7 protein-coding genes and 1 pseudogene are annotated in these 12,062 nt (G+C 67.2%); 4 read left to right on the top strand and 4 right to left on the bottom strand.

The window, feature by feature from the left end; all coding sequences use genetic code 11:
• Together ABIA65_RS32385 and ABIA65_RS32380 are read left to right on the top strand one after the other, a co-directional pair.
• Complete coding sequence (locus ABIA65_RS32385; protein ID WP_241401452.1) at positions 1–591, top strand: UbiX family flavin prenyltransferase; 591 nt, start codon at positions 1–3, stop codon at positions 589–591.
• Complete coding sequence (locus ABIA65_RS32380; RefSeq protein WP_354526135.1) at positions 584–1,957, top strand: UbiD family decarboxylase; 1,374 nt, start codon at positions 584–586, stop codon at positions 1,955–1,957. Before ABIA65_RS32385 ends, ABIA65_RS32380 begins: the two co-directional genes overlap by 8 nt.
• Before the next feature lie 20 nt (positions 1,958–1,977).
• On the opposite strand, the gene ABIA65_RS32375 is transcribed toward ABIA65_RS32380, so the two are convergent.
• Positions 1,978–3,387 (bottom strand): aldehyde dehydrogenase family protein, encoded by a 1,410-nt coding sequence (locus ABIA65_RS32375; RefSeq protein ID WP_354526134.1) that lies wholly within the window; start codon positions 3,385–3,387, stop codon positions 1,978–1,980.
• A 396-nt stretch (positions 3,388–3,783) separates the two neighbouring features.
• On the opposite strand from ABIA65_RS32375, the gene ABIA65_RS32370 reads away from it, so the two are divergent.
• Positions 3,784–7,320 (top strand): ATP-binding cassette domain-containing protein, encoded by a 3,537-nt coding sequence (locus tag ABIA65_RS32370; RefSeq protein ID WP_354526133.1) that lies wholly within the window; start codon positions 3,784–3,786, stop codon positions 7,318–7,320.
• Between the two features lie 14 nt (positions 7,321–7,334).
• On the opposite strand, the gene ABIA65_RS32365 is transcribed toward ABIA65_RS32370, so the two are convergent.
• Positions 7,335–9,017 carry an ATP-binding cassette domain-containing protein gene (locus ABIA65_RS32365; RefSeq protein ID WP_354526132.1) on the bottom strand — a complete coding sequence of 561 codons (1,683 nt, stop codon included), beginning with the start codon at positions 9,015–9,017 and terminating at the stop codon, positions 7,335–7,337.
• A gap of 318 nt (positions 9,018–9,335) precedes the next feature.
• Between ABIA65_RS32365 and ABIA65_RS32360 the strand changes: the two genes are divergently transcribed.
• Complete coding sequence (locus tag ABIA65_RS32360) at positions 9,336–10,127, top strand: SDR family NAD(P)-dependent oxidoreductase (RefSeq protein WP_241401447.1); 792 nt, start codon at positions 9,336–9,338, stop codon at positions 10,125–10,127.
• Between the two features lie 216 nt (positions 10,128–10,343).
• On the opposite strand, the pseudogene ABIA65_RS32355 reads toward ABIA65_RS32360, so the two are convergent.
• A pseudogene (locus tag ABIA65_RS32355) lies at positions 10,344–11,237 on the bottom strand (MFS transporter); the annotation flags it as partial.
• A gap of 65 nt (positions 11,238–11,302) precedes the next feature.
• Positions 11,303–12,043, bottom strand: coding sequence for a 3-oxoacyl-ACP reductase family protein (locus tag ABIA65_RS32350; protein WP_354526131.1), 741 nt, complete (start codon positions 12,041–12,043; stop codon positions 11,303–11,305).
• Between the last annotated feature and the right edge of the window lie 19 nt (positions 12,044–12,062).

The following is a 12,062-nucleotide window of genomic DNA, read 5'->3' as shown; positions in this document are numbered from 1 at the left end:
GTGCCTCGGCTGATCGTCGGAATCACGGGAGCATCGGGTAGCGCGCTTGGTATTCGTGCTCTGCAAATGGCCGCCGAGTGCGGTGGTCTGCACACCGACCTGATCGTCACACGGGCCGGCAGGGACTCCATTCATCAGGAGACCGACTGGTCGGTCCGCGACGTGCTCGCGTTGGCCGACACCGTGCACGACGATCATGACCTGGCCTCGACACTGGCGAGTGGCTCGTCGACTGCCGATGCGATGCTGATCGCCCCGTGCAGCATCAAGACGCTGTCTGCCGTGGCCAACTGCTACGACGCCACACTGTTGGTCCGGGCCGCCGACGTGATGCTCAAGGAGCGCCGGCCGCTGGTTCTCATGCTTCGCGAAACACCCTTGCACGTAGGACATCTGCGGCTCATGACGCAGGTGACCGAGGCGGGCGGGATCGTCATGCCGCCGGTGCCTGCGTTCTATCTGCGGCCCTCGACAGTCGACGAGATGATCGATCACATGGTGATGCGCGCCCTCGACGTGCTCGGCCTGACTCCGGCCGGGATGGCGCGCTGGCAGGGCCGCGTCGTGCGGCACGGAGGTGGCGGTGACTGATTCAGTGAAATGGCCTGCGGCAGCACATGACCTGCGAGCCGAGCTGCGGCTGCTGGAGAACGCTGGCCTACTGACGCGGGTTCGCCGTCGGGCCGATCCCAGGTTCCAGATCGCCGCACTGGCGCGCGCCTGTGACACCGGTCCGGCACTGCTGTTCGAGTCGGTGACCGATTCGCGGCACCCCGTGGTCATCAACACCCAGGCGTCGCGACCGATGATCGCCGCGTCGTTCGGTGTTCACGTCGACCAGGTGGCACGGCGATACGCCCACGCACTGCGCAATCCGGTGGCACCGGTGCTGGTCGCCGACGGGCCCGTGCAGGAGGAGGTGCTGGCCGGAGACTCGCTCGATCTGGCGGCCGAGCTGCCGGTGCTGACCCATCACGAGGGTGACGCCGGCCCCTACCTCACCACGGGAGTGGTGATAGCCGAGGACCGCGAGTTGGGTGTGCGCAATCTGTCGTATCACCGGATGCAGCTGCGCGGCGGGAACGAGACGGGGATGGTGGTGGTGCAGCGCCACCTGCACAGGCTGCTGGACCGGGCCGAATCCGCCGGACGGGCACTACCAGTGGCCGTGGTGCTCGGTCTCAGCGCCGCGGTGCGGCTGGCTGCCGCCACGTCAGGCAGTGCAACGCCATTCGGCTTCGACGAGCTGGGAATCACTGGGGCACTGCAGAATCGATCGCTACCACTGGTGCAGTGTCGGACAATACCGGTCTGCGTACCGGCCGACGCGGAGATCGTCCTGGAGGGCGAGATCGTGCCCGGTCGCTGGGAGGACGAGGGTCCCTTCGCCGAGTTCGACGGCGAGTATGAGAGCGAACCGGCACGGGTGTTCCGCGTCACCGCCCTGACCCGTCGCCGCGACGCGATGTACCAGGGCCTGACGTCGGGCGCTCGCGAGCAGCTCAACATCATGGGACTTCCCAACGAGGGAGTGCTTTTCGGTGCGATCCGGGCCGTGCTGCCGGGCCTGCGCGACGTCCGGGTGACACTCGGTGGGCTGCGCAAGTTCCACGCCATCGTCAGCATCGACAAACAGCATGACGGCGACGGTATGGACGCGATCGTGGCGGCGTTCGCCGGCCATCGGGACCTGAAACACGTCATCGTCGTGGACGGGGACGTGTCGCCGCACGACAGCGCAGCCGTCGAACGGGCCATCGCGACGCACATGCAGGCTTCCCGGGACATGGTGGTGATACCGGGTGGCCGTGGCAATCCCGTTGACCGCAGCCTGCGTTCCGGTGGCGTGACCGATCGGGTCGGCGTCGATGCGACTCGCCCGCTGGGCAGTTCGGGCGATACGCCACGGGCCGTGATTCCGGGCGCCGAGCACATGGTGCTGTCCGACTGGCTCTGATTCACAACGGTGACGCTGCCTCACAACGCGATGTCGGCGGTTACCTCGTCGTCGTGCAGGGACGTCCAGACACTCTTGACCCGGGTGTAGAGCTCGACGGATGACATGCCGCCTTCACGGCCGTATCCCGACCGGCCGATCCCGCCGAAGGGCACCAGATCAGAGATCACCTTGAAGGTGTTGATCCACACCGTTCCGGCGCGGAGGCGTGCGGCCATCCGGTGTGCGCGGGCCAGGTCGCGGGTCCAGACCCCAGCGGCAAGTCCGTAGTCGGTGGCGTTGGCCAGCCGCGCGGCGTCGGCGTCGTCAGCGAAGCGAGTCACCGACAGCACCGGCCCGAACACCTCTTCGCCGAAGATCTCCATGTCCGGGGTGACGCCGTCGAGCACGGTTGGCGCCACGTAGAAGCCGTTGGAGAGTCGTTCAGCCGCAGGAAGGTCCGCCTCGGCGAGAACGTGTGCGCCGTCGCGGACCGCGCGTTGCAGCATGGCGGTCGACTTGTCCCGCTGGGCGGCGGTGGCCTGCGGCCCGACCTGAACAGCGGGGTCAAATGGATCGCCGACGACCAACCCTCGGGTGCGTTCGGCCAACTCGCCGACCACGGAGTCGGCGATCGAATCCTGAACGAGTAAACGGGTTCCGGCCACGCAGGCCTGCCCGCAGTCACCGAACACGCCACTGAGGATGCCCTCAATGACCCGCCCACGCGGCGCGTCGTCGAACACGATCTGCGCGGACTTGCCGCCGAGTTCCAGGGCCACCGGCACCGGTCCCTCGGCGGCGGCGTGCGCGATCGCCCGACCAGTGGCGTCGTGACCGGTGAACACGATGAGGTTGACGCGCGAGTCGGCGGTCAGCGCCGCGCCGGTCTCGCCGCCTCCCGTCACGACCTGCGCGACGCCGTCGGGGATCCCGGCGTCGGACATCAGATCGGCGAGCAACAGCGCACTCAACGGTGTCTCGCGTGCCGGCTTGAGCACACACACGTTGCCCAGTGCGAGCGCTGGCGCCAGCTTCTTGGTGGCGAATATCAACGGAGCGTTCCACGGCACGATCGCCACAACGACACCGTGCGGTTCCCGCCGGGTGTAGGTCAGGAAGTCGCCGTCAACCGGTATGACGTCATCGCGCAGGGCGGTCGCCATCGAGGCGAAGTGTCGAAACGACCCCGCAGCGCGTCGCACCATGGCGCGGCAGTCGCGCTGTGGAGTGCCAAGATTGCGGGTCTCGACGTGGGTCAGCTCGTCCTCGTGACGCAACATCGCGTCGGCCACGCGCTGCAGGACGGCGGCTCGCCGCACCGCAGGCCACGCACCCCATTCCTCCTTGGCGGCGTCGGCGCGATGCATCGCCGCGGCGACGGCTGCGGCGTCGAAGTCGGGAACCTCAGCGATGACGGTGCCGTCGATGGGCGAGACGATCTGGGTCATGACGCCCATCCTGGCGGGCACGACCGCTCGCGCCTACGTGCACGAACACACGATTTCGGTACGAATCCCGTCAGCTTGTCCCACTTCGGAATAGTTCACGGCCTCTGGCGGTAGTACGAAATCGTGACCATCGACCTGACTGGTAAGACCGCACTCGTCACCGGCTCGACCCAGGGAATCGGCTGAACGCGAAATCGCCAAGCACGGGGAAGACAGCTTTGAGTAGTTCGGCACTCGTTGGAGGTAGGGCTTCTCAGCAGCGACGACGGCTGAAAGTATTGGTGCTCCTGGCATCTCGTCCGAGGCGGCCGACCACGGCTGCGGTGCTCGCGAAAATGGGATGCGCGTCGGCAATGCCGATGCGTAGCGTCTAGGAGCCATGACCAGCACCGAACTATGACGACTACGACTACGACAGCGCAGCCGGGCGCGACCACGTCAACAAAGTCTGTCGGCGATGCCGTCGAACTCGATCGCACGGTCAACTGGCGCCGGCTGTGGAGGCCGGGCACCAGCCTCGCGCTGGTCGCCCTGGCGATCGCCGCGATCCTGCAATCGTTGGGCACCGTCGTCATCGGTCGGCTCGCCGCCAATCCGGTCTGGACCACTATCGCGGTTCTCGCTGGATGCCTGTTGGGTTATGCCTTGCTCGACACCGCGGGACGCACCATCTGGGCAGCTATCGCCGACCGCGCCGAGGGCAAACTGCGGCGTGATCTGCTCACGGCCGCGTTGAACCAGCCGCTCGAGCAGTTGTCGGAGCAGGCCGTTGGCGAGGTGCTCGACCGCGTCGACGACGACACCCACGAAGTCGGTTCGCTCGTCCGGCTGCAGCTGTGGGACGCGATGCGCACCGTCTTCTCCGCCTTGCCGATGTGGATCGTCGCCGGCCTCACATGGTGGCCAGCCTGGATCATCTTCCCCGTCGTCGGCCCGCTGACCCTGATAGTGATCCGGCCACTGCTGCGCGAACTGCGTGAACGCAAGGTCATCGAGGAGATCGCCTGGACCGACCACGCCGCGGCCATGGAAGAGGGCATCGCCGCCCGAGATGACATGCGCACCAGCCTTGGTCAGGCGCATGTCCTGCGACGATGCGCCGAGCTGTCGGGCAACATCCAACGACGCTTTCGTGCCGTGGTGGCCGTGGAATCGCGGATGACCCTCCGTGCCGGCGGGCTGCTGCATGCCCTTCTGGGCGGTGTGGTGATTGTGGGTGTCGCGTTGGTTGCCGGCGGCGACCTCGGCGTCGCTCAACTGATCACACTCTTCCTCGTCAGCGCCACCCTCGTCGGCGAGATAGCCCAGCTCGCACAACAGCTACCCGAGCTGCAGGCGGGCATGGGTGCCATCATCCGACTTCGACAGCTCCTCGCCAGCGAGTCCGAACCCCATGGCGGAGCCGCTATTTCAGACAGCTCCGTCGACATCGAGCTCAACGATCTGCACTTCTCCTACACCGAGGGCACCTTCGCCCTTCGCGGCATCGACCTGCACGTGAAGGCCGGCACGACCTGCGCACTCGTCGGTCGGAGCGGCTCCGGCAAGTCGACGCTCGCGTCGCTCGTGTCGCGTGCCGTCGACCCCGAACGCGGCTCGCTGTTCGTCGGCGGCGTCGACGTCCTCGAACTCGACCTGCAGCAGTTGCGGGCTTCGATCGGGGTGGTCACCCAACGCACCGAGATCCTCGCCGGAACACTGGCCGAGAACATCGCGTTGTTCGGCGACCTGCCCCGGGAGCGTGTGCAGGACGCGGTCACCGAGCTCGACCTGACCGATTGGGTCGACAGCCTGCCTGACGGTCTCGACACGATCCTCGGTCCTGGCGGCACGACGCTGTCGGCGGGGGAAGAACAACTCGTCGCCTTCGCCCGACTGCTGGTCCGCGCGGTCCGTGTCGTGATCCTCGACGAGGCGACGGCGCGCATGGATCCGGTCACGGAGGCGCTGGTAGTCCGCGCGGCGGATCGACTACTGGCCGATCGCACCGGAATCCTCATTGCGCACCGTCTTTCGACCGTCACGCGCGCCGACCGGGTAGTCGTACTCGACCGTGGCCAGATCATCGACCAGGGGCCGCGCGCCGAACTCGAATCACGACCAGGTCCGTTCCGCGAGCTTCTCGACGCCTCCGGTGCCGCCGAAGTCGGAACCGCTGAGGTGACGCCGGAACCGGCCTTCGAAGACGCCAGCACGGCGATCGGCGGTGTCCGACGCCAGGGGACGCCTCCGCAGCAACCCGACGTCGATGGCGGACCGAGCCTGGCCCGCGGGATCGCCCACATGGTGCGGGTGTACCCCACCTGGGGACTCCTCGGGGGGTTCCTCTTCCTGCTGACGGGACTGCTCGGCGCGACCGGCGCCATCAGCGGTTTCGTTTGGGGGCAACTCGTCCAGAACCTGACGGAAGGCCGAACGCCGGTGCTGCTCACCGCCGCCGTCGTTCTGAGCATTGTGGCGGAGCCCTTCGTCTTGGCCTGGGCGATTCGTCGGTTCATGCCGTGGTGGTCCGCATGTGCGCTGCGCATTCGGATGACGGTGCTCGATGCTCAGACCCGACAGCACCGGCTGGCCCGGACCCCACCGGGTGAGGTGGTGTCGCGAGTACTCGACTCGGACCGATTCCTTCGATATGCCGATCGCTGGGTCGACGTCGTCAGCGGGCTTGTCATCGTGGTCATTGCGGCCTTCCTCGGCGGGACGGTGATCGCGGGAGCCATTCTCTTGGCCGTAATGGTCGCTGCGGCAGTGGCTTCGGTGGCAGGTCGCCCGATCGCGGGACGGTCGGCGGCAACGGCCTCCGCGACCCGCGCGGACTTCGGCCGGTCGCTGGTCTCGGCGTTGGAGTGCATGCGCACCGTCAAGCTCGCCGCCGCCATCGGCGACGTGCGCGCACACCTCGACCGCGTCGACAGGGGCCGCGTCGGCGCCGCCGTGCGTGAGCACCGAGTCCAGTCGGTACTCTTCGGAGTCCCCGTCGTGATGGTGCAGCTGGGTGTCGTCGCGGCGTGGATCGTCTATCTGCTCAATGGCTGGGATCTGGCGGTTGCGCTGCTCGTCTCGGGTGCGGTCGTTGGTTTCGACCACTTCGGCAGCGTCGCCGGAGCGGTGGTCACCGAGGCGCCGGGAACCCGCGCGTGGCAGCGGGCGACCAGCCGCTTCGCTGGCGGCGCCGACCTGATGGATATCCCACCGGGCATCGACGTCGTGGCCGGAACCGCACCGCGTCCGACACCGCCGCCGCGAACTCCGTTGCAACGCATCGAACTTCGCAATGTGACGGCGGTACACGACGACGGTACTCGCGGGGTCTCCGGGGTCGATCTCACCGTCGAGGCTGGCGAGCTGGTCCTACTTCTCGGCCAGGTCGGATCGGGAAAGTCGAGCCTGCTGTCGGTGCTGTGCGGTCTGGTGGGCCACACCGGCGAGATCCGCTGGAATGGAGTCGAGGTCGCCGATGCGCAGACGTTCCTGCGGCCGGGCCAGGTTGCGCATGTCGCACAGGTCCCGCGGGTGCTGTCGGGGACGTTTGCCGACAACGTGCGCCTCGATCATGATCGCGAGATCGATCGGGCCGTCACCGATGCGCGCCTCGTGCCGGACATCGCGGCAGCGGGTGGCATCGACGCGATCGTCGGTCATCGCGGGGTCCGCCTGTCCGGTGGGCAGGCCCAGCGGCTGGCGCTCGCCAGGGCACTCGCGGTGGAGCCGGAACTGCTGCTCGCCGACGACATCTCCAGCGCTCTCGACGCGACCACCGAGGTCGAGCTGTGGGCCGGACTTCGCGCCCGCGGCATCACGGTGCTGGGTGCTAGCTCCAAGCGAGCGGCACTGTCGCAGGCCGACCGCGTGGTCGTCCTCGTCGATGGTGAGATCGCCGCAATGGGACCCTGGACAGACCTCGCGCGGGCATGGGGTCACCTCGCGGCCTGAGAATTTGCGACGCCTCAGCGGACGCGTTCGACCCTCGATTCGTCCCATACCGGAGATTCGCTCTCGTACACGTTCCCGTCTGAACCGAAGACCAGGAACCTGTCGAACCCACGCGCGAACCAACGATCGTGGGTGACCGAGATGACTGCACCGGCAAACTGCGCGATCCCCTGCTCCAGCGCATCCGCCGAGTGGAGGTCGAGGTTGTCGGTCGGCTCGTCGAGCAACAGCAGCGTGGCGCCGGAGAGTTCCAGGAGCAGGATCTGCAGACGTGCCTGCTGACCACCGGACAGGTCGTCGTACTTTTGCTCCGAAGCTTGGGACAGTCCATAGCGATCGAGAGTGCGGCTCGCCGCTTCGCGTCCCATCCCGTCGCGGTGCTCGTCGCCCATGTGCAGAATCTCAAGCAGTGTGTTGCCGGTGAGGTCTGGCCGGGAATGCGTCTGGGCAAACAATCCAGGGCGGACGCGAGCGCCGAGCGTCGCGGTACCACCGTGCTCGACCGGTGCTATGTCGAGCGCCTCGACGGGTAGGTGCTCGGTCCCGGGATCACTTCCTCCGCCCGCCAAGAGGCGGAGGAAGTGAGACTTCCCTGACCCGTTGGAGCCCAGCACGGCAACTCGATCTCCGTACCAGATCTCGGTGTTGAACGGCTTCATCAACCCGGTCAACTCGAGTTCCTGGCATACCAAGGCGCGCTTGGCAGTTCGTCCACCGGTAAGTCGGACGGTCACCTTCTGCTGAAGCGGAATCGCCTCGGGTGGTCCGGCTTTCTCGAACTTCGCCAACCTGGTCTGTGAAGCGTGATATCGAGCGGCGAGGCCGTCGTTGAACTTCGCCTTCTCACGCAATCGCAGAACCAGGGCACGCAGTTTCGCGTGTTCTTCGTCCCAGCGGCGGCGCAGTTCTTCGAAGCGGGTGTTCCGATCCTCACGTGCCTGGTGGTAGCTAGCCAACCCGCCACCGTGTGTCCACGACGTCGCGCCGCTGATCCCCGGTTCCAGAGTGACGATGTGGGTGGCGGCGTTGGCGATCAATTCGCGGTCGTGGCTGACGAACAGGACCACCTTCGTCGACTCCGAGATCGTCTTTTCCAACCATCTCTTGCCCGGCACGTCGAGGTAGTTGTCCGGCTCGTCCAGAAGAAGAGCGTCGTCAGACCCGGCGAACAGCGCTTCGAGAACCAACCGTTTCTGCTCGCCGCCACTGAGTGAGTTGGCCTTTCGCCACTTCGCACGGTCGTACGCGACACCGAGAGCCGAGGTAGTGACCTTGTCCCAGAAGTCCTCGGCCTCGTAGCCACTCACGTCTGCCCAATCGGCCAGCGCGTGTGAATACTGCATCTGGGTTGATTCTTCGTCGCGCTCGATCATCGCGTTCTCTGCGTTGTCGAGCGCCTGCGCTGCGACGCGAATGGGGGTTGGGGACACGGACAACAGCAGATCGCGAACCGTGGAGTCGTCGCGAACCTGTCCGACGAATTGGCGCATGACGCCTAGCGTTCCGGATCGTGTGACAGCGCCCTCGTCTGCCGCCGCATCCCCGGCGATGATACGGAGCAGCGTCGTCTTGCCGGTCCCATTCGGGCCGATCAGTGCAGTTTTGGCACCACTGCCGACTCGAAAGTTCACACCGTTGAGCAACTGCCGACCATCGGGGAGGAAGTAGTCGACGTCGGCGATGTTGAGGTGGGCCACGCTCTGAAGCGAACCCTACCCACGGCGATCTGCCAAACCATTTCTGTGCCCACCGGTCTAAGTCCCACTGCAGCCGGGGGAGCGAGCCACCAGGCAGCCGGTGGCACGCGACCGGCAGGTCGCCTTCTCGGTTCAGCGCAGCATCACGTGCGCCGCTCTGATCGCTGATATCCCGGCGCGATGCATCGCCGCGGCGACGGCTGCGGCGTCGAAGTCGGGAACCTCAGCGATGAACGTGCATCACACGATTTCGGGACGAATCCCGTCAGCTTGTCCCACTCCGGAATAGTTCACGGCCTCCGGTGGTACTACGAGATCGTGAACATCGACCTGACTGGTAAGACCGCACTCGTCACCGGATCGACCCAGGGGATCGGCTACGCGATCGCTGAGGGGCTGGCCGCCAGTGGCGCCCGCGTCGTGGTGAACGGCCGATCGGCGGAGCGCGTCGATGCCGCCGCCGCGGATCTGCGCAGGGCGACCGGAGCCGACGTCATCGGCGTTGCGGCCGACGTCACCACCGACGACGGCGTCGCTGAATTGGTGCGTGCCCTGCCGACCGTCGACGTGCTGGTCAACAACCTCGGCATCTTCGGTGCTGTACCGGCCCGCGAGATCACCGACGAGCAATGGCGCACGTACTTCGACGTCAACGTGCTGACGGCCGTCCGGCTGATCCGGACGTACCTGCCGGCGATGACCGAGCGGGGCTGGGGGAGGGTCCTGCAGATCGCGAGTGACTCGGCGATCGTCATCCCCGCCGAGATGATCCACTACGGCGTCTCCAAGACCGCGCTGCTGGCGGTGTCGCGCGGATTCGCCAAGGACGCCGCGGGCACCGGCGTCACGGTGAACTCGGTGATCGTCGGACCCACCCACACCGGCGGCGTCGAGGACTTCGTCTACGAGCTGGTCGACAAGTCCCTCCCGTGGGACGAGGCGCAGCGCGAGTTCATGCGCAAACACCGGCCACAGTCGTTGCTACAGAGGCTGATCGAGCCTGCCGAGGTCGCCAACATGGTGACCTACCTGGCGTCCCCGCTGGCGTCGGCGACGACGGGAGCCGCGGTCCGGGTGGACGGCGGCTACGTCGACTCGATCCTGCCGTGACACAGGGCCTTTCACCCGCAGCGCACCGCTGATCAGCAGCGCCACCACGGTGAGCGCGGCGGGCATCACGCCGAGCCCGGCGAGACTCAAGTGGTCCACGGCCCAGCCGCCGACGAGTGCCCCAACGGCGATGCCGAGGTTGGCCGTCGAGATGTTCAAGGTCATGGCGAAGGCCGGCGCGGTGGCACCGGCCAACGTCACCCGAACCTGGCTGAGCGTGACACCCGCCGTGTGCATGACGCCCCAGACGGCCAGTGGAATGACGGCCGCAAGAATCGAGTCTCCGGTCCAGGCTGCCACGTTCACGGCGACGGTGAGTGCGACGGCAGTGAATACGGTCGCCGTCAGCGGGAACCGGTCGGCGATACGTTCTGCAATGAAATTGCCCGCGACTCCGACAGCGCCGAACACGAGAAACGCGAGCGCGAGCCGGCCGGCGTCGAGTCCCATGACGTCCTCGAACCACGCACCCAGATAGGTGTAGGCCGAGAACATGGCGGCGAAGATCGCGACCGACAGCGCGAGATGACCGAGGAACCGGGGCCTCCGCAGCAGGGCGAGGTCGTCGGCGATACGGGGTGAGGGCTGGTCGGGCACGTGGTGGTCGCGCGGGAACAGAAATGCCACCGCTGCCGCGACAGGCAGGGTGGCGATCGCGAGCACGACGAACGGCATACGCCAGTCGCCACCTCGTGCCAGCGCGATACCTGCGGGCAGCGCGAGCAGCACGCCGAGCACAAAGCCGAGGTTGGCGCGGGCCAGCGCGCGGCCACGCGATTCCGCAGGCGCGTGCCGCAGGACCTCCGCCGTGCCGACACCGATGAGGGCTGGCAGAAACGCCCCCTGCACGCCCCGCACCGCCAGCACGAGGGTGAAGTCCGAGGCAACGGCGATGACGCCGTTGCCCACCCCGAACAACACGAGCGCCGCGGTGAGCAGCGTCTGCGGTGGCACACGGCTCACGGCGAGTGTGACGAGTGGTCCGAGCACCGCCGCGGCGATCGCGAACACCGCGGTCAGACCTCCGGCGGTCGAGAGCGGCACATCGAACTCGCTGGCGATCGGCGGCAGCAGACCGACGACGATGAACTCGGTCGCGACTGCCAGCATGATCGTGGGCGCGAGCAGCAGGTGCACCCGACGCAGGGCCCGGTCGGCGTCCGCGTCGACGGAGGTCACGCGTTGGCGCCGCCGTCCACGGTCAGGCCGGTTCCGTTGATCGAACCGGCCTCCGGGCCTGCCACGAATGCGACGAGCGCGGCCACATCCGCGGGCGAGCCGTAGCGCGGAATCGCCATGAGCGCCCGCTGATCCGCCGCATGTGGGCCGTCGGCCGGGTTCATATCGGTGTCGGTGGAACCCGGATGTACGACGTTCACGGTGATTCCGCGGGGACCGAGATCGCGGGCCAGTCCCTGTGTCCACCCGATCAGCGCCGCCTTGCTCGCCGAGTACAGCGCCATGCCCGCCCCGGGCACGCGGGTCGCCAGGTTGCTGCCGGTGGAGATGATGCGACCGCCCTCCGGCAGGTGCGCCAGCGCGGCCTGCGATGCGAGCATCACCGCGCGCACGTTGACGTTCAACGTCGCGTCGACATCCTCGAGCGTCATCTCCTCGACTGGGCCATCGCGGTAGATGCCGGCGTTGTTCACCAGGATGTCCAGTCCGCCAAGGGCTTCGGCGGCCTCATTCACCGCCCGACGGACGGCCGCGGGATCGTCCGCTGACATCTGGACCGCAACGGCGCGCCCACCGCTGGCGGTGATGGCGTCGACGACGGCGCGTGCCGCGTCCACCGAATGCTCGTAGCCCACGGCCACGGCGGCGCCCTCGTCGGCCAACCGATGGGCGATGGCCGCACCGATTCCCCGGCTGGCGCCGGTCACGAAGGCCCTCTTCCCGTCGAGCTTCTGCATCGCGTCTCCATTTCTGTAG

The sequence above is a fragment of the Mycolicibacterium sp. 624 genome (assembly GCF_040548615.1).
Taxonomy (GTDB): domain Bacteria; phylum Actinomycetota; class Actinomycetes; order Mycobacteriales; family Mycobacteriaceae; genus Mycobacterium.
The sequence above is the reverse complement of the archived record's forward strand: the minus strand, read 5'-3'. Positions and strand labels throughout refer to the sequence as shown.

Bases quoted from the DNA above. Each gene is read 5' to 3' on its own strand.
- ABIA65_RS32350 (WP_354526131.1), bottom strand. From the start codon at position 12,043: ATGCAGAAGCTCGACGGGAAGAGGGCCTTCGTGACCGGCGCCAGCCGG.
- ABIA65_RS32370 (WP_354526133.1), top strand. From the start codon at position 3,784: ATGACGACTACGACTACGACAGCGCAGCCGGGCGCGACCACGTCAACA.
- ABIA65_RS32375 (WP_354526134.1), bottom strand. From the start codon at position 3,387: ATGACCCAGATCGTCTCGCCCATCGACGGCACCGTCATCGCTGAGGTT.